Annotated in this window: 15 protein-coding genes; all 15 read left to right on the top strand. The window is 43.0% G+C overall.

What is annotated here, in order from left to right:
- Positions 1-34: 34 nt before the first annotated feature.
- The 15 genes from MMU05_RS19985 (at position 35) to MMU05_RS20055 (ending at position 20176) form a co-directional block, all read left to right on the top strand.
- Positions 35-1441, top strand: a complete 1407-nt coding sequence (locus MMU05_RS19985; protein WP_241143434.1) for a hypothetical protein — start codon at positions 35-37, stop codon at positions 1439-1441.
- Between the two features lie 229 nt (positions 1442-1670).
- The gene (locus tag MMU05_RS23070; protein WP_272493296.1) at positions 1671-2330 is read left to right on the top strand and encodes a LuxR C-terminal-related transcriptional regulator; all 660 of its coding nucleotides are present in this window, start codon (positions 1671-1673) and stop codon (positions 2328-2330) included.
- A 132-nt stretch (positions 2331-2462) separates the two neighbouring features.
- Entirely contained in the window at positions 2463-3053 is a 591-nt protein-coding gene (locus MMU05_RS19995) for a Pvc16 family protein (protein WP_241143435.1), read from the top strand.
- 2 nt (positions 3054-3055) lie between these two features.
- Positions 3056-3673: a hypothetical protein gene (locus tag MMU05_RS20000; RefSeq protein ID WP_241143436.1), complete on the top strand. Its 618-nt coding sequence runs from the start codon at positions 3056-3058 to the stop codon at positions 3671-3673.
- 31 nt (positions 3674-3704) lie between these two features.
- The gene (locus MMU05_RS20005) at positions 3705-5120 is read left to right on the top strand and encodes a phage tail sheath family protein (protein WP_241143437.1); all 1416 of its coding nucleotides are present in this window, start codon (positions 3705-3707) and stop codon (positions 5118-5120) included.
- 40 nt (positions 5121-5160) lie between these two features.
- Positions 5161-5592: a phage tail protein gene (locus MMU05_RS20010; RefSeq protein WP_241143438.1), complete on the top strand. Its 432-nt coding sequence runs from the start codon at positions 5161-5163 to the stop codon at positions 5590-5592.
- Between the two features lie 2 nt (positions 5593-5594).
- Positions 5595-6092 (top strand): phage tail protein, encoded by a 498-nt coding sequence (locus MMU05_RS20015; RefSeq protein ID WP_241143439.1) that lies wholly within the window; start codon positions 5595-5597, stop codon positions 6090-6092.
- Positions 6093-6107: 15 nt separating this feature from the next.
- Positions 6108-6278 (top strand): DUF5908 family protein, encoded by a 171-nt coding sequence (locus tag MMU05_RS20020; RefSeq protein WP_241143440.1) that lies wholly within the window; start codon positions 6108-6110, stop codon positions 6276-6278.
- The gene (locus tag MMU05_RS20025; RefSeq protein ID WP_113923263.1) at positions 6278-6994 is read left to right on the top strand and encodes a CIS tube protein; all 717 of its coding nucleotides are present in this window, start codon (positions 6278-6280) and stop codon (positions 6992-6994) included. Before MMU05_RS20020 ends, MMU05_RS20025 begins: the two co-directional genes overlap by 1 nt.
- A 9-nt stretch (positions 6995-7003) precedes the next feature.
- Positions 7004-8773, top strand: a complete 1770-nt coding sequence (gene vgrG, locus MMU05_RS20030; RefSeq protein WP_241143441.1) for a type VI secretion system tip protein VgrG — start codon at positions 7004-7006, stop codon at positions 8771-8773.
- 7 nt (positions 8774-8780) lie between these two features.
- Entirely contained in the window at positions 8781-9074 is a 294-nt protein-coding gene (locus tag MMU05_RS20035) for a PAAR domain-containing protein (protein ID WP_241143442.1), read from the top strand.
- A gap of 4 nt (positions 9075-9078) precedes the next feature.
- Positions 9079-9495, top strand: a complete 417-nt coding sequence (locus MMU05_RS20040) for a GPW/gp25 family protein (RefSeq protein ID WP_241143443.1) — start codon at positions 9079-9081, stop codon at positions 9493-9495.
- A gap of 6 nt (positions 9496-9501) precedes the next feature.
- Positions 9502-13092 (top strand): baseplate J/gp47 family protein, encoded by a 3591-nt coding sequence (locus tag MMU05_RS20045; RefSeq protein WP_241143444.1) that lies wholly within the window; start codon positions 9502-9504, stop codon positions 13090-13092.
- Complete coding sequence (locus MMU05_RS20050; protein WP_241143445.1) at positions 13092-16073, top strand: hypothetical protein; 2982 nt, start codon at positions 13092-13094, stop codon at positions 16071-16073. The genes MMU05_RS20045 and MMU05_RS20050 overlap by 1 nt, the downstream gene beginning before the upstream one ends.
- 2 nt (positions 16074-16075) lie before the next feature.
- A complete protein-coding gene (locus MMU05_RS20055; protein WP_241143446.1) occupies positions 16076-20176 on the top strand; it encodes a PKD domain-containing protein in 4101 nt (1366 codons plus the stop codon).
- The last annotated feature ends 2 nt before the right edge of the window (positions 20177-20178 follow it).

A 20178-nucleotide genomic window follows, 5' to 3' on the forward strand; every position in this document is an offset into this window, starting at 1 on the left:
TGCAGTTTGTCCAATCCTTAGAAATAGCTCCAGTTTGTTAAGTTTTTTTAGAATCAACGATCCGTTCAGATTAATCGCCATTTTGGGGATTATGCTCCTGATGAGTACAATATATATTTGGGTGGTGGATATCCCAATTCTTCAGCCCGAAATGATATGGATGCTTTTGGGTGAAAGGATGGCGGACGGCAAGCACATGTATATCGACATCATTGACGATACCGGTCCCTTGTCAGCGGGGGTATTTTGGGTTGTCCATTTGATTTTTGGCAAATCCACACTGGCCTACAAGGTCTTAGCCGCCTTTGTCGTTCTTTTTCAGGTCATCTATGTCAATTACCTTTTTATCAGGTATAAGTCATTTGAGGACAATACCTACATTCCGGCTTTTGTGATGACGGTTTTGTTTTATGTCTCTTTTGACTTAGTGACACTTTCTCCCGCACTCATGGGAAGTAGTTTCATTGTTTTGGCCTTGGGACAGTTGTTTTCCCAAACGGTCCTACAAAAGGAAGGCTCTGACGCAGTTTTGTTGGTGGGGATTTTTGGAGGGATTGCTGCCTGTTTTCATTTTCCTCTGGCGACATTTCTTCCGTTCTTGTTGGTCTCGGGGATCGTGGTCAGCGGTTTTTCTTTCCAACAGATCATCGTCTCTCTGATTGCCTATGCCATGCCATTGGTCTTTTGTGCTTTATACTATTTTTGGATAGATGGCTTTGAGGCCTTTTTCTATGAGTTTATCATCGCACCGAGGTTGATCGAAAGCTATGCGCACGTTTCCCTTAGGGATTTGGCTTTGCTTTTTGCCCTGCCTTTGTTTTTGTCGGTTATGGGATTCTTTGTCGGATTTATTGTCAAGTCACAGACTGTCAACCAACAGAAGCAGCTGCAGCTCAACCTCATCTTTTCCATATTTGCCGTGTCGGCAGTTTTATTGACAAACAGGCGGGCACCTTATCAATTGATCGTCATTCTGCCGGCTTTGACCTATTTTATATCCTTGCTTTTGGTAGTGTACAAAAAAGGGATTGCCATCAAAATCCTGACTGCGATATTTGTTATTGGCATTCCGGCGATCGGGATTACCTGGACTTTGCTCCAAATCAATTCGGGAAAAATGGAAACCTATGCTGTAACCTTTGACCAAAAGCATGAAGTAACCCGGGGCAAACAAATCTTGGTACTTGGTGAAGATTTGGGGTATTTTCAAAATGCTTCCCTTGCGACACCCTATTTACATTTCAGGCTATCCAAGAACATTATCCTGGATAGGGAAGATCTTGAAAATACGGTGGAAGTTTATCAAAATTTTCTCAAAGAAAGACCGGAAATTATCATTGATGAAGAAGGGGTTTTTGCCCGGCTTTTAGAAAGAATTCCCATTTTATCGCAGCAATATGAAAAGCGAGGGACAAGTTATTTTCTCAAAAATACCAACTAGCATTTTATCTTGATAATTAAATAATTTTTATTTTTTTAATTCAATAATTTTGAAAAATCCATTTGTAGAAAATGGATTTTTATTGTTAAATTTATAACCCTCTCAAAAATAAGGCTTTATCAAAAAGTTATTTCAATTGGATTAATGACCAAGGCTCAACCCAAACAAGCCTTAGAAAAGCCAAAAAAACAGAGGCCATTATTTCGGTCATTTTTAAACCCTCTATGCCATGCAAAATCATTTTATTATAGGAGAAAATACCCTATTGTCAAAAGGATTAAATTTAGTATTGGAAAATCTAGGGCAGACAGAAGTGGGGAATTTAAGTTTTGAGGATATCAGCAACCAAATTCTCAAACTCAGCGAAAAGACCGAATTCCTTTGGATAGTGGTTTCAAATGAAAAAAATTCTCCTTTAAAAATTTGCAAGCAGATCAAAATAGAGCTTCCCAAGTCAAAAATCTTTGTGTTCTGCGAAAGTAAAGATCCCATACTCGTCAAGGATTTTCTAAAAGCAGGAATTTCGGGCTATTTTTTACCGGACTGTAGCGTTAAAAATATCAAAGAAGCCATTGGTCAAAGTGAAAAAGGCAAAATCTACATAGATCCCAAGCTGAGATTGTTCCTGACGCAAAACCTCCTAGAAATAGGCAAATCCAGTACGACCCTCCGAGCGCTGACAAAAAGAGAAAAAGAAATCCTCCAGCTGATCGTGGAGGAATATACCACCCAAGAAATAGCCAACAAACTTTTTATCAGTTTTTGCACAGTAGAAACCCACCGACTCCACCTGATCCAAAAAATGGGCGTACGCAATACCGCAGGGCTTGTACGGGAGGCAGTTGCCCGCAATATCTACCAGACATCCATGAATTCCATGACTTTTTAAAATCCATATTTTCATGGATTTTTTTGCAGGATATAATGGTCAATTTTGAATAACTACTCCAAGTTGGGAGGTTTTTAACTTTTAAAAATCGCCCGAGGAAATTGTTTCATTTTTGACATTTTATCTCGCAACATGATAGACCAAGTATTAAATACGGTAATTGTTTTGTTGAACGACCATATCGGTACATCCGAGCCGGATGTCATGCTTGGAAACTTATCCATGGTAGACTCAACACTGGTCGAAGGTGAAAACAGCATTGCAGACCGGGTAGTGGTCTCGGTGGTAAATATACAGCAGGAAAGCACACTCAGAAATATGGCTGCCAACCGGCAGATTTTTGACAATTCCGGGTTGCCCAGAGGAGTCGCCCGAAATCCCGGGATCTTTCTGAACATTTACCTTCTGATAGGAGCCAATAAGACGCAATACAATATTGGACTTCAAAGGATCTCCCAAGTAATTTCTTTTTTTCAGCGTAACTCAATTTTCACTGTTTCAGAAATTCCAAACCTTCCCGATTTTGGCCTTGAAAAGATCATTTTTGACCTCCATTCGACCAATTTTGAGGAACTCAACCAGCTTTGGGGCATCATGGGAGGAAAATATATTCCCTCAGTAGTCTATAAAATGAGATTGGCATATATAGACAGTATGGAAGAGGGCATGGAGATTCCTTTGGTCAAAACGATCGATGCGCAGTTCAACAACAAGACTCTTTAGCCATGGATAGGATCATTTGGAAGTTCGAAAAATTGTTTTCCATCCGGTTTGACAACCAGGCATTCCCCTATTCCGGCGCCAAGGGAGGTTTGATCACTGATTCCCTCACCATCGAACCTGATCTACTGACTGCATCCTTATTCAAAAAACATGACATCCATTTCAGAGTCAGGCAGGACATGTTGTTTTGTTTTGTCCGAATCAAAAGCAATGAGGACTCTCCCTATTTCAGGTTGCCAAGTAATTTCAGCGCAAGATTTTTATTCAGTGTCAAAAGTCCGGTCAAAGAACAAACAGGTGTATCCATCACCCATGGCAAAGAAAACCTCTACAGGTTTCGGATCAATGTCAGGGCTTCCGCCAACTCTATGTCTCTTGCAGGTGCGACCTTAGGCCCGCTCCCATCGAGAGATTTGATGCCTGTATTTTCACCTGGAAATCCCGGCAGCTGGGCTACCAAATCAGTCAATCTCAGTGGCGGTTTTGGAATAATAGATATTGTCACAGAAGGCTCAAGTACTCATAGAATATATACAGATGTCACTACCCAAACCCTATTCTACACGGCTGCAAATGGTAATGAAAATGAACATTTGTTCACCATTCATTTAAACAACTGAAAATAACAAGAAACCATAAAACCATTATCCAATGTCACAGATCAATGAATCCGCAATCAAGACACCGGGAGTCTATATCAATGAAATCCCCCTGTTTCCCCCATCCGTAGCCCAAGTCGAAACTGCTGTTCCGGCTTTTATCGGCTACACGCAGAATGCCATCAACGAAATCGGAGAATCACTTGAAAATGTCCCTACCAAAATTTTTTCCCTGAAGGAATATGAAAACTATTTTGGAAAAGCTGAAAAAGAAGAAGGTATCGAAGTGACCGTGGATATCACCACCGAAAACGGGGCAAGGATCGCCATGACAGGAGATGCCACCATTACCGATCAATCGGAATTTACGATGTATTATAACATCAGAATGTATTTTGCCAATGGAGGTGGACCTTGCTATATTATTTCGATAGGAGATACAACTGGCGCTGCAAATCCTGATGATTATGATGCCGGACTTTTGGCTTGCGAAGCAGAAGATGAACCTACCCTTATTGTTTTTCCTGATGCAGTAAACACCCTCAATCAAGCTGATTATTATGCTTTGATATCCTCAGCCATTGACCAATGTGCCAAACTTCAGGACAGGTTTACAATTCTGGATGTCCATACAGCGGGAACCAACAACACCACAACCATCAGTGGATTCAGGGGTGCGTTCACAAAAAATGACAGCCTCAATTATGGTGCTGTCTATTATCCATATCTAAAGACCACTTTTGATTTTGCCTATGACGATGCAGATGTGGATGTTGTAATCACCACCAATGGAGTCGCTGCAGCGGCAGTAGCTTTATCCACTTTGGTCAATACCGAAACTTCCGTCTACAATTTTGCGCTAGCCAAAATAAGAGAAAAATTAAGCCCTACACTTCCTCCTTCCTCAGCCATGGCCGGTGTATTTGCCAAAGTCGACGGATCGAGAGGAGTATGGAAAGCTCCGGCAAATGTCTCCCTCAATGGGGTATATGACCTTTCCGCAAAAATCAGCGAAGCCGAACAAGGCGGAATGAACATTGACCCAACCTCAGGAAAATCAGTCAACGCCATCAGGCTTTTCCAAGGAAAAGGATTTTTGGTATGGGGAGCAAGAACTTTGGCAGGTAACGACAATGAATGGCGGTATATCAACGTCCGAAGATTTTTTATCATGGTGGAAGAATCTTCCAAAAAAGCAACGATGCAATTTGTCTTCGAACCCAATGACGCCAACACCTGGGTCAAGCTCCGTGCAATGCTCGAAAACTACCTGACCCTTCTCTGGAGACAAGGAGCATTGGCAGGCGCCAAACCAGAGCATGCGTTTTATGTACGATGCGGTTTGGGTCAAACGATGACGGCACAGGATATTCTGGAAGGAAGGCTTATCGTCGAAATAGGAATGGCCGCTGTCCGTCCAGCTGAATTCATCATCCTGCGCTTCTCCCACAAAATGCAGGAATCATAATACTTTCAATTAATCATAAAAACATTTAACCAAAAATATCATGGCTAATTATCCTCTTCCCAAGTTCCATTTCCAGGTTGACTGGGGAGGAACAAAAATCGGATTCAGTGAAGTGACCGGACTCGAAGTGACCATCGAGCCCATCGAATACCGGGACGGCGCAAGTCCCGAATATTCCAAAATCAAAATGCCAGGCTTACAAAGTTTTTCAAACATCACCTTGAAACGCGGTATTTTCAAAAGCGACAACCAATTCTACCAATGGTGGAATACGGTGGCCTTGAATACCATCGAAAGAAGGGATTTGATCATCTCTCTTTTGGATGAAAGCCACGCACCGGTAGTAGTATGGCGGGTAAAAAACGCCTGGCCGATCAAAGTCCAATCCACGGACCTCAATGCAACCGGTAATGAAACGGCCATCGAAACGATGGAAATTGCCCATGAAGGTCTCACCATGATAAACGAGTAGCCATGTTTTCATATCCACCGGTAGGTTTCCATTTTTCAGTAGTCTTCCAGCTATTTCCCCAAACCCCAAATGATTTCAGGTTTCAGGAAGTCAGTGGATTGGATATGGAAATGATGATGGAAACCGTCATTGAAGGGGGACAAAACAGATTTACATGGCAGCTTCCCGTAAGGGCAAAATATTCGGACTTGGTATTGAAAAGAGGGATGTTCATTGGATCAGGGATTTTGATGTGGTGCAAAAATGCCTTTGAAAATTTTGTCTTTGAGCCTGTCAACATCATCATCAGCCTCCTCAATGAAAATCACATCCCCATCCAATCCTGGTATGTGGTCAATGCCATCCCAAAAAAATGGTCAGTCTCCAGCTTCAATGCCGAACAAAGCTCCATTGTCATAGAATCTATTACCCTTAGCTACCAATATTTCAATATCATCAGTCTGGACTCTGCGCTTTCCATGGCAGGAAATATCAGTGCATCCGGTAGTGTTGGTATTTAATTTAACCCTTCTCCTATGCCAATAGAAATCAGAGAACTCCAGATCAGAGCTGCAGTGGGCAACAATGCAGGAAATCAATCTCCACAGAATTCCAATCAACCGGATTTGGAGCAGTTGAGGCAGGAAATTGTAAAGGAAGTGACTGAAGAAGTCTTAAGAATGATACAGCTAAAACTCGAACGGTAATGATCGATCTTGGCCAAAAAGCCGAAAAATTATATGTGCAGGCATACAGCGATGCAGAATTTAAAATCCCTGTTCCTGACAACAAGTTCAGTGCATTGGTCAACCCTGCGACCTATAATGTTTCCTACAAATTTGAATTTGACTCCACCCAAGCTCCGGGGACTTCTGGAGCAAACATGAAATTCAACAGAATTCTTCCCGGAGATTTCCATTTTGATTTCTTGTTTGATGCCACAGGGGTGGTCAAAGACATGTCTGTCCTCAGTTTGGGCATTGCCAATCCTTTTGAAAAACCAGCCAATGTCACAGAGCAGATCGAATCCTTTAAGCACAAAATCATTGATTACCAATCTGACAAACACCGGCCATACTACTTAAAAATCCATTGGGGAGAGCTCTTGTTCAAAGGAGTATTGAAGCAAATGGATATTGAGTACAAGGTTTTTGCGCCTGATGGCAAGCCGATCAGGGCCGTTGCCAAATGTCAGTTTGCAGAGAGTATCGCAGATGTGGAAAGAGCTGCGGAAGAAAACCGGGAAAGTCCGGACATTACCCACGAGCGGATTTTTAAAGGAACAGACCGATTGGATTTGCTTACAGAAAGAATCTACGAAAATGATATCCATTATATCAATGTTGCCGGATTCAATTCCCTTGACAGTTTTCGAAATATTAGAACAGGCACGAAAATCTACTTTCCCCCTTTAGCTAAATAAACCCAAGAAATGATTTCAACTGGCCTACATGAACTTGTAACTTCGAAAATCCTTTTGGGAACTGGTCCTGGTGCACTTCCGGATCAGGAAGTTTCGGGCCGAATCCAAATCCTGGACATTACGGTCTACAAGGAACTCAACAAAATCCCCTTTGCTGTAATCAAAGTGGCGGATGGTTCGGCTGCGGATTCAGATTTTTCGATCGGCAACAGTGGTGAGTTTGCATTGGGCAAAAGCATCGATATCCAACTCGGATACAGTACTGATGACCAGTCGGTTTTTAAAGGAATCATCATTGGGAATTCCCATATCATCAGCGGCAGTCAGACAACCTTTAACCTAACCTGCAAACATGAGACAGTCAAAATGACTGTGGCCAAGAAAAACAGGCATTTCAATGAGCTCAAAGACAATGAGATTGTCGAAAATCTCCTTCAGGAAAATGGATTGACAGATTTTGATATCCCCTCTTTTGGAAGTTCACATGAGCAATTGCTTCAGGCCAATGTCAGTGATTGGGATTTTATTCTCAGCCGAATCGACTCTAACGGTATGGTCTGTAAAATCCAAGACGGCACTTTTTCGGTCTTCAGGCCCAATCCATCTCAAGATCCTGTTTTATCCCTGACCTATGGGGCAGACATCATTTCTATGAAAATGGATACCGATGTAAGGTCTCAGTGTACGGCGGTGAAGGCTTTTTCCTGGGACTATGCAAACCAAACGCTTTTGGAAACAGAGGGGGCAGACTTAAATGGTGCTTCCCCCGGAAATATCCAGACTTCGGATTTGGCAGACATCAACGGGCAGGAATTTGAAATAAAAACCCCTGTGATGCTGACGAATGAAGCCCTGCAATCCATTGCTGATTCCAAAAAGCAAAAACAGGCACTCTCCAAAATCAAGGGAAAAGTGACCTTCATGGGCAACTCCGGAGTAAATCCCGGTGACTGGCTGGAAATCAATGGTGTAGGGGACCAATTCAGCGGCAAAGCCTTTGTAAGTGCAGTACAGCATCGGACGAGAAACGGCAATTGGGAAACTGAGGCAACCCTAGGCTGGGAGGAAGATTTTTTTACCGAGAAATTCAATCCTTTTCACCCCAGTTCAGGAAGCGGTCAATTCTCAGCTATCCAAGGACTACAAATCGGAATCGTTACTGATATCATGGATCCCCTAGGAGAAGGCAGAGTCAAAGTCCGTCTGCCGATGGTCAATATGAATGACGAAGGCATTTATGCCCGAGTGGCAACGTTGGATGCCGGAAACAACAGGGGAACATTTTTCAGACCTGAAATAGGCGATGAGGTAATCATCGGTTTTATGAATGGTGACCCTTCCCATCCTATCATTCTTGGGATGGTCCACAGCAGCGCCAAGCCGACGCCACTTGAACCCGAAGAGTCCAATGACAAAAAAGGCTATGTCTCCAGATCTGAAATCAAAATCACTATCCACGATGGGGATAAAAGCATCGTCATTGAAACTCCCGGCGGAAGGAAATTTACCATGGATGATACAGCAGGAACAGTACAGGTAGAAGATCCTATAGGTAATGTCATGGTGATGGATGACAACGGTATTTCTATGGAATCCCCAAAAGAAATCAGCATCAAAGGCGGAACCAAAATTTCTCTCACAGCCCCGGAGATGGCCTTCAAGGCGGATATGAAAATCAGTATGGAGGCGGGTGCCACCTTAAATCTAAAAAGCGGCGGCACAGCTGACCTCGAAGGAGCCATGGTCAATGTCAAAGGAAGTCTAGTCAAAATAAATTAAAGGAAACATGCCCCCAGCTGCAAGGATCACAGATATGCACATTTGCCCAATGGTGGAACCAGGGCCTGTACCTCATGTAGGTGGACCCATATTGCCTGCCGGCGAACCAACTGTCCTGATCGGAGGGCTTCCTGCCGCAAGGGTAGGAGACAAAGCAGTATGTGTCGGACCCCCGGATACGATTATCGCAGGTTCAGGTACGGTTTTGATCGGTGGCAAACCTGCAGCAAGAATGGGGGATTCTACCGCACATGGAGGAGTAATTATACTAGGTTGTTCCACTGTAATCATTGGAGGATAGAAACATGGAAAATATACACCGGTCATTTATTGGAACAGGTTGGAGTTTCCCCCCACAATTTGAAAACGAGGGAAGCAAAACCAAGATGCTCAACGACGAGGCCGATATCCAAAGCAGCCTCGAAATCCTGCTTTCGACCAAAAGAGGGGAAAGGGTGATGCGCTCTGACTATGGTTGTGACCTCCACGAACTGGTGTTTGAGCCGCTTACGACGACATTCAAAACCTACATCACAGACCTGATCAGAACCTCGATTCTCTACCATGAACCAAGAATCGAAGTCGAAAAAATCGAGCTCAATGATACCGGGGAACTTGAAGGAAGAATCTTGATAACCATTTCCTACAAGGTCAGGGCCACCAATTCAAGGTTCAACTTTGTATTTCCATTTTATAAAACTGAAGGCACTGAACTGACTTAAAGCATTATGGCCTGCAACGACAAAAACCCATTGACCAGAGAAGGTGTGGACCGGTTGACTAGAAAACTGGAAGCCCTTCCTCCCACCTTTGCCAAGGTGGACGAAAGGTCTATGGAAGATTTGATCCTCTTTGCAAAAAAATACGCAGCCTATATTAAATACAAGGATTTGGATAATACCGATGCAGGCACTTGGGAACCATTGATGAAAGTGGATATTTCGGTAGTGTTGGCTGTTTTGCTTTCACTTGATATGCTGGAAGTGTCGGACTATATCAAGCTCCTTTACAAAAGAACTAAACTTGGGATCGCTGCTTCAGATGATGCGGAAGCAAGTTTACAGTTCAAATTCCTTTTCGATTTACTCTTTTCTCTGGCCAAAACCATTGATGAGCAGTGTGGATTTTTGAAGGAGGAAATAGACCACCAACAAACCATCAAGTCTGTTATCCAAACCAAACTCAATACACCATTTTCAAAACTATATAATTTCAGGGCGGACAACATAGCTTTGTTATCCACGTCTAATCAGACCGACAATACAGCTCCGCTGAACACCATTGATTCTCACCAAGCGCTGGCATTGACTTATTTTTCTCTCACTTCGGAAAAACTGAAAATCACCCTTCCCGGAACCGAAACCAGAGAAAAAATCAGCCATGTCATCAACCATAATTTATTCAATAATCAGATTTCTCTTTTGCTCAGCGGAATATCTTCCATTCTTCAAAAAGCCCAAGAACTTTTTACCAAATCCCTGAATGAATATTCCAACCACGAACCACATTATGGTTTGTTCTTGGCATTTCTGAAACTTTTCAATGCTGCACAAAACAGCCTCAATGACTTTAGCGTCAGACACCTGGATTTCTATTATAAGGATGTATTGAGGCTTAAAAACCAAAACCCTGTTCCGGACAAGGTCCATCTGACCATCGGACTTCAAAAACACATCCAACAGCATTTGTTGCCGAAAGGAACGCTATTGAAAGGCGGAAAAGACCCAAACGGCAAGGAAATGCACTACAGCCTGACCCAAGATGTGGTATTCAATCAGGCTGAAGTAAAAGAAATCAAAGCTTTCCAGATCCATAACAAAAGTCTTTTGGCCTTTCCTGTCATCAATAGTCCTGATGGACTCGGTGGCAAATTCGAAGGGGATGACAAAAGTTGGTTCGCATTTGGGGACAGAAAAATGTTGCCAACCAAAGAAGCAGGATTTGCAATAGCCTCCAATCTTCTCTTTCTCAAAGAAGGAGAGAGAACTGTCAAGATCACAGTCAACTTTGAAAATCCGCTCCGATCAAAAACGGCCATTTCCAGATTTGGAATACTTAGAAATCAAAAATCCATTCCATTCGATATCACCCTCACCGGAGAAAAAGATTGGGTTTCGAAAACGGTGGATGCCACATTTTCCGAAAATCAAAATGATTTGAACTTTGAGTTTTCTCTAGGGGTGGAGGAGCCACCGATTCTTCCATACCTCGAAAAGACCCATAAAAAAAACTTCAATACCGCTTTACCCTTGTTGATGGCATATCTCGATCAGGGAGCAAGCAATATTTGGTATGCCGATCTGATGAATAATCCCATCGCCTCCATCAAGTTGGAAGTCAATGTAATTGGTGTCAAAGACCTGACACTGAGCAGCGACGGAGGTTCTATAGATGCTTCCAAGCCTTTCAAACCTTTTGGTGATTTTCCCAAGCTGAATGCGAGTTTTTATATTGGTTCCAGGGAAATTTTCCAAAAAAAGCTGGACTATATCAAAATCAACCTTCCCATTTCGGTACCCATCTATTGTGAATACCTCCATGGAAACGATTGGGAATCTTATCCTTTTCCCAAAGATGTGAATGGCTATCTGGTTCAGAAAAACACAGCCGGCAATCTTCTCAAACAGGCTTCCCTAGACTTCCGAAGTAATGAATTCCTTCAGGCCAAATCCTATGAGGGTTTTCTCCGAATCAGGCTAAATACCAGTGCATATTCCCTTGCAACCCATATGTCCGAGGTCAATAAGGCACTTGACAACATCGTGATCAATTCTCAGCAGGGAAGTTTTCAGCCCATCGAGGTGACAAAAGTTGAAAGCAGTCAAGCAGTAGCAAAAGCCATAGAAATTGAAAATTTGGTGTTCGATCAAAATTTGACAGCCAACCTTAAAAAGGTATCAGAGATTTCAGGTTTGCTCAAGGTGTCCGGAAATTCTGTTCCTGTTCCTAAGGAAGTCATCGCTGAATCTTTTTCCATCGATTACACAGCATCTGAAAACATCCCGATCAATGCAACTTCAAATTCAAAACATGCATTTTTTAACCTCTCTCCTTTTGGGTATTATAAGCCTATACCCGGAGAAAAATCGCTTGTCCCCCGGTTCAGCCAAGAAGGGGAGCTGTTAATAGGAATAGCAAAAACCGAAACTCCTATAACTATTAATTTGCTTTTTCTTCTTGCTGATGGCAGTTCCAACCCTTTGAAAAACCTGGAAACCGTCACTTGGTCATTCTTAATTGAAGAAAACCTATGGTCGGTATTTGAAGACAATCAAGTCATCGACGGGACAATCAATCTCACAAGAACTGGAATCGTAACCTTGAGCATTCCAAAAGAAGCGGGATTAATTCATACTGCTTTTACTTCAGGGCTCATTTGGGTCAAGGCTTCCGTCGCTGCAAACACAGACGCAGTCTGTAAAATCATAGATATCAAAGCCCAAGGTGCCTTGGCCGAGTTAGTACAATCCGAACAGGAAGGCATCGAATTCAGAAATCTCCTTCCTGCAGGCACGATCAGCAAACTGAAACTTTCTGACAGTGCCATCAAATCCATTACCCAACCCGCTGATTCTACAGGTGGAAGGGTAAGGGAAAGCGATCCTGATTATTACCAAAGGGTCAGCGAGCGGCTAAGACATAAACAAAGAGCTATCAGCATCTGGGATTATGAGCATTTGATTCTACAGGAGTTCACCTCAATCTACCAGACAAAATGTCTCAACCATACCGGGTTTTATGAAAAAAACGGAGAGAATATTTTCTGCGAAAACTTCCCCGGACATGTGACTGTCATCTGTATCCCCGACCTCAAAAACAAAACCAACATCAATCCCCTTCGACCTTATACTCCCATAGCCACACTTACCGATATCAGTCTGTTTCTTGAAAAACTGAAAAATCCATTTGCGCAGCTACATGTGGTCAACCCACAGTTTGAGGAAGTGCAGCTGGAGTTTGAAGTCAGGTTTCATGACAACATGGACGAGGTGTTTTACAGAAATCTCCTCGACATAGAAATCGAGCAGTTTCTCTGTCCTTGGGCATGGGATAGCAACCAAAAGATCACATTCGGAGGAAAAATCAACAAGTCAACCCTCATCAATTTTGTGGAAGAAAGACCCTATGTGGACTTTCTCAGTTGCTTCAAAATCCACCACATCATCAGGGACGAGGAGGGTAAAGTCGCCAAGAAGAACTCTGATTTAGAGGAAATTACCGCATCGGGTTCGAGATCGGTATTGGTTTCGCATTTTGAGGAATCCAATCCATCCGCTCCACGCCATATCATCCAAGTAATCCAAACCTGCGACTGCTGATGAAGACCTCTCCGACCATACCAAAAAATCCCATTCTAGCCCATTCCTTGGACTTTGAGCGGCTACGTCAGGAAGGATTGGGCCATATCGAAAAACTGTCAAGCAATATCTGGACGGATTATAACAGCCATGATCCTGGGATAACCATCTTGGAGGCGCTGTGCTATGCCATCACAGAACTCGGGTACAGGTCCCATTTTGAAATCAAAGACCTCATAACCCAAGCTACCGGACAGACTTTTTTCACGGCCAGGCAGATCTTGACATCTGCGCCTTTGACGATTACAGACTATAGAAAACTGTTGGTAGACATCCCCGGAATCAACAATGCCTGGCTTTTTACCGACGCAAAACAGGAAGTCCCCATTTTCCTCAATTGCAAGGAGGACAAACTACAGTACGGAAAAACAGATCAGAAATTAGTATTAAAGGGCCTTTATTCGGTCTTGTTGGATCTTTCCATTGACCTCGAACTCGGAGATCTCAATACCGGCGACATTGAATTGGAAAACATCCCCTTTGCTTTTTCTACCATGGTCGATATGGAAGCCGGCGAGTTTCAACTCAAATTTGAACTGCCAAGTATCAAAGAGGTAAACAAAAAAATTCTGACTGAGGATACTTCCACTTTTACTATTGAAAAAAATTCTTCTAAGAATTGGTTCTATCATTTCAAAATCGAATTGCCGGATGGAGAAATCGTGGAGATTCCATTTAAAGTGAGCATCCCAAAAAACCCATCCAAAGGAAAAATTCTTGACAGCCATGTGGCTTTTATTTTGCAGGACATTCCATTTGCAACCTTGATTCTGGAAAGCTATTTGGAAAAAATATCCAAAGCCGATACTATCCTCAAAAACGCCATCAAGACCCTCCTTAAAAACAGAAACCTGTGCGAGGATTTTGTAAGCGTAGAACCGATAGATTCTGAGGAAATCGCATTTTGCTTTGATGTCGATGTCACCGCAGATACCGATATCGAGCAAGTGCAGGCTGAGATTTACTACACCATTGAGAATTACCTCAATCCTCCGGTTTCATTTTTTACCCTCAAAGAAATGACGGAAAAAGGCGTTCCGACGGAAGAGATTTTTGAAGGACCTAGACTGGCACATGGCTTTATCGATACCGAAGAAATAGAAAAAGCACAGCTGAGATCGGTCATCTATGCTTCCGATATCATCAATTTACTGATGGATATCAAGGGAATAAAGGGGATCAGAAATTTTCTGATGACGAAATATGATAGCGATGGAAAGCCGGTCGCCGGTCAAAAAGGAATCTCTTGGTGCATGCCTGTAGGTTCCTTGCACAAGCCTGTGATGAGTACAGGTTTCTCAAAAATCCTTTTTTTCAAAGATGGTTTTCCGTTTTTGTCCCAATATGAAGAAGTTCGGGATACCGTTCAGTTGCTTCATGCCCAAAGGTCCATCGGAAAGTTGGTTCCCACTTTTGCCGATCTCCCTGTTCCCAAAGGAAAACAAAGAGATACCATGAGCTATTGGCCGGTCCAATACGACTTGCCGATGGTCTATGGCGTAGGGGAATTTGGACTTCCCTCGCATGCAGACAACCTCCGAAAAGCACAGCAGCAGCAGCTGAAAGGGTATCTGATGTTTTTTGAGCAGCTCTTGGCCGATTTTAATTCCCAGCTTTCCAATGCCAAGAGTCTCTTTTCTACCGACGAAATCAGGCAAACCTATTTTGCCCAATACCTTGGAAGCATCCGGGAAATCGATGGTGTCCTTCACACAGATTTGGAAAAAGCCATAGCCAACGATCCTCTCGATCCTGTGAGTCAGGCTTTATGGCAAAGACTTTACGAAAATCAAAACCTGTTTTTTGAGAGAAGAAACAGGTTTCTGGACCATCTTCTTGCCCGGTTTGCAGAGTCCTTCAATGACTATGCCCTACTCATGTATCAGATCAACCTCGATAACATCAGTCTTGAAAAAATCGAACCTCAGGAAATCATCGACATCAAAATCCGGACCCTTCAAGCCTATCCCGAAATCAGCTATTCCAGGTCCTTGGCATTCAATTATTTTCCACAGGATGAAAATTTTGAACTTGATGAAACCAGGCTTTGGGATACCGATAATGTGTCCGGACTGGAAAAACGAATCAGCCATTTGACCGGAATCAGTGATTTTTCAAGACGGTTTCTGTATTGTATCAAAAATGTTGAGATCATTTGCGAGGAAAAAGAAGTCGGAGAAACAATCCACTGTATGCATTCATTTTCCCTGACTTCCAGAAACGGAGTCAGACTCGTTTCCAAGAAATTTGAGGACAAAGCACAAGCTGAAGCGGTATTGACTGAAGTGATGGAATTGGGAACCAACCCTGAAAATTACCACTATACCACCAAAAAAATTAAGCTCAAAAAGCAGAATGTGATCATTCTTGAAAGTGAAAAGACATTTCCAACCGAAGGAGATGCCCTTGCCATCATACAGGATATCACCGAAGAAATGGCCATGGACTGTGATGACCCGGAGGGCTTTCACCTGATTGAGCACCTACTTTTGAGACCCAAAAGCAAGAATTTCAAATTGATGGAAGTCTGTCTGCAGGATTGTGACTGTCCCTGTGAACAGGACATTTATTCCTTCAGGGCTTCGGTGGTATTGCCTCATTGGCCCATGCATTTCGATGACATGGCCTTTCGTCAGTACTTCGAAAAGAAAATCCGGGAGGAAGCCCCGGCCCATGTCCAACTGAAAATCTGTTGGGTCAGCAATGAGAAGCTCCGGGAATTTGAATCAAGTTATAACACCTGGATCAAAGAACTGGCAACTTTCAAAGCGACAGGAAATAACCATGCAACGTATCAGGAGGCCAATGACAGGATGCTGTCAATATTGGCAAAACTCAACTCTGTGTATCCAAAGGCCACGCTCCACGACTGTGAAGAAAGTGATGCCGACAAAAACCCGGTCATGCTGGGCAAAACCATTTTAGGAACTCAAAAATTATAATCATGCAGCCTTTACAATCATACCCCGTTTTTGAAGCTGATCAGGTGCTGTCCAATGGACACCTGAACAACTTGTTGAACTACCTGGAGCAGCAGGAAAGGCTGACGCGTATCAAGCTCGTGGGCAGAGGTATCGTCTGCGGATTGGAAATCAACACTTCCAATGCTGCCATCAATATCAGTAAGGGCTGCGGATTGACTTCCCAAGGATACCTGATGCAGTTGTGTGATACCAACTACACCCATTTTATCTCCTATTCACCGCCGGTTCTTCCAAATGACCTGTATTTTTTGACCCAATGTGGCGAAGAAAACCGGGACAAAGTTCCTTACTATGGTTCCAAGGATATCCTCCAACTCATCCCTGACAGCGACAAAGAAACTGAAGGGAAAAAGTCAATAAGTACTATTAATAAACAAGATTATGCCGTTGTCTTATTTCTTGAAGCCGAACAGATAAACCTCAAAAACTGTGACACGCAGGATTGTAATGACAAAGGCAGCAGAATGGACTTCATTCTCAGGGTTCTTTTGGTCAAAAAGTCACTTTTCGATTCCAGCAAGGCCATTACTTTCAATTCCATTCTTCTGAAGCGCTTCAATGTCCCTGTTGCAGATATGAAAACGGCTGAGGATATTTTCAACGGTTTTCTCGCGATCACAGATGACAGTACCCTGACCAAGCTTTCCGAAAACCTCATCCGAAGTTGGGACAGGTTTGCAGTTCCTCTTGGGCTTCCTGCTGAAAATCCATTGAAAGGGTTAAACCTGATAGCTGTCAAAAAGAAGCTGTCCGGCAAAACAGGCCAAAGGATTTTTGTGCAGTATTTCTATGATTTTGTGGACGACCTGCTCAAAGCCTACATTGAATTCAGGGCAAAAATGAGAGAGGTTTTTGGTGAATGCTGTGCGGACGAAATGGATTATCCCATGCACCTGACCTTGGGATTGGCAAGTGAAAATACCATTCTGGGAAAAAGGAATACCCACAGACACTATTTTGAATCCTCTCCGATATTAAATGGACAGGGGAATAATGCTGACGAAGCCATCTTACTTTTGGAAAGATTGGTGGCCATGGTCAGGGGATTTATCGGGGATAAACTTCAGACCAACGAACCCATCACCATTACCCCTAATACTTTGGGATATGATTTTATCAGCTACAGAGCCATTCCTTATTATTATGATTGGAAAGCGGTCAATCCTGTATGGTATTTTAGCAGAAGTTATTCGGGCAATCAAAGGTTTAATTTGGGATACCGTGCCGCACAACAAACCGATGCTCCGGAACCGATCAAAAATCCGCTTTTGTATGACCTCGAAAGGTATAATGCATTCAGGATTGAAGGCCATATCGGAAAAAATTACCGAACCGCCTTGACAGAAATCATCCGCCAAAAGCAACGGTTCAACCTTCCTTTTGATGTTTTGGCGCTCAATGCCATCGACCTGTCGGCAATATTGAACGGCAAAGAAATCCGTTGCCATGTGGAAGACCTGGAATCTGACTACAGAGTGATGATCACCGGCATCGTCTGTCAGTTGCAGCAAATCATGGCCTATGTCGGTAATCTCCGCCCCAAAAGAACCATCGAACCAAATAGAGAACTGGGTGGATTGACCTTGAAAAGGGGTTTTAACATATCCAAAAATCTGGTGGATATGCAAAAAACCATCAAAGCTGACCTTTCTAAAAACCAAGCTATCAGTATTTCCAATGGAGACATCATCAAAAATCTTGCATTACGGGATGTCGAACCTGGTGAAAAGCTCGCAGATTTTGTGGCAAAAGATGTTTCGAATTTTATCGTTGACCAAAAAGTATTTTTTGAACACATCATCAGGCAACCGGATTTGTTGTTGATTTTCCTGCAGCAATTGGCAGAAATAGTGAAGTACCTGCTTTCCTTCGATTTGGACAAATTCGATGAAGATGCATACAATAAATTGTGGACTCCCTATTCCAAAACCGTTGCCAGCCTGATCAAAGAAGCTACAAACTCTGAAAATGAAGAGATCAAGAGGTATTTCTCCCCAAGCAACAATGAACTGCTTTTCAAATGTGCCAATGAAAAACTCTTTGCCTTGAAGGAAGAATACCTCAAAAGGTTGGAGCAATACCATGCCGCCATCAATTTCAATGAGTATTTCAAAAAACATCCGGGATTGGAACATAAGGCCGGTGTGACCAAAGGGGGCACTTTCATCTTGGTATATAACGGTGAAGTAGAAAGAGTTTTGACTTTGCCGGAATTGGCTAATCCAAACTTAAACCTTGACTTATTTACTAGAAATAATCTGACAAACTTGTTGGCAAAAGAGAGTCTGGCAATAAAATCAGAACCTCAAAAAGCCAGTATTTCTACAAACATTGGAAAAGATGTAAAAGAACTTGCCATCACCGCAAAACGCACAGAGTTTGAATTTGCCTCTGACCTGATCAAAAAACTGAATCTCGGAGACGCAGCCAAAAGTGTACTTGATGCACTCAATATCAGGGACAATGAAATCCGGGATCAGGCTACTCCGATCGCCAAGGGAACGGTGATAGCTGATTTTTATCTTCCATATCTCTGTTGCAGTGACTGTCCACCGATCGCTTATGTGATCCCTGAAGAAAAAAAACCTGAAAATAAAGGGCCTGTAGCCAATGCCGGTCCCGATCAGACCATAACTATTGTTGAATCAGCCACGGTTACTTTGAATGGGTCTGCATCCACAGATGCAGATGGGACCATAATTGAATTTTTATGGACCCAACAAAGCGGCCCATCAGCAGTCATCATCACACCCGATCAGGTACAGACCATTATTCAGTTCCAAAATCCGGGGCAATATGTTTTTGCGCTGAAAGTGACTGATGACAAAGGTGCTTCTGCCCAAGACACTGTAACCATTATTGTAAATCCTCCTGCAAATAACCCTCCTGTTGCAAACGCCGGACCGGATCAGGATATTGACTTTAATCCATCAACACCGGTGACTACTTTTTTGAATGGATCGGGATCGACGGATGGAGATGGCTCGATCGTAGTATTTTCTTGGTCTCAGCAGAGCGGTCCATCGGCCGTCATCAATACACCTGATCAGGTTCAGACCAGAGTGCTTTTCCGGTCTCCCGGTCAATATGTATTTGTGCTCAAGGTAACCGATGACAGAGGTGCCGATGCCGAAGACAGTGTTACCATCACCGTAGTGGCTCCCCAAAACAATCCTCCAGTAGCAGAGGCAGGCGAGAACCAGTCTGTTTTGGTTCCAAATCCAAACACTCCTGCAACTGTTATTTTGGATGGAAGTAATTCCACCGATCCTGAGGGAAATGCGCTTGATTTCATTTGGACATTTGAAGGAGGGCCAATGAATCCTTCAATCACCGATCCGAATCTGGTGCAGACAACTGTGACCGGACTTTTGGCAGGGATATACAAATTCGGGCTGAAAGTGACGGATACGGGCGGGAACAGTTCCAGTGATTCGGTCGAGGTAAGCGTTGCTGTCAGGGATGGAGGAGATGATATCTTGATAAAAACCTGCGGACCAATCAGGGAGATAATCAAAGCCTTTGAGACATTTGACAATACTGATTCCAATGACCTGTTTAAAAGGTTCATCGAAATTTATTCCCCTTATGGACAGATAAAGGAGTTCTTTACTTTGATGAGACAAATAGCAGGAGAAACGACAGACAAACAGATTGAATTCTTTGTCAGTGAATTTGTCAATACCGGATTGCTTTCTCAATTCGTGGAATGGCTACAGCAATTGCACGATGTAATTTTGAAATTTAGAGAACTCAGAAGTTTGGCTTTTGAGCTTTACCGGATCTTGAATCTCTTGGCGACATATATAGTCTGTATCCAAAAAGAGGATTTTGATCAGGCAAAAATCCCGATGGAAAATATCTTTTCATTCATAGAGGAGCATGCTATGGTGTGGGCATCCATGCGGGGAACCGGCGCATTTGGGCGAATAGAAACCCAGCTTGTCCTTAGGATTGCCAATGATATAGGTGCGGCCATAGCCCAGACAGAGGAAAATGGGGAAGTGAGCACCAAACCAAAATATTTAGAACGACTTCAGAAAATCGGGAATATCATCTGATT

Source organism: Cognataquiflexum rubidum (genome assembly GCF_022538115.1).
Lineage (GTDB): Bacteria > Bacteroidota > Bacteroidia > Cytophagales > Cyclobacteriaceae > Cognataquiflexum > Cognataquiflexum rubidum.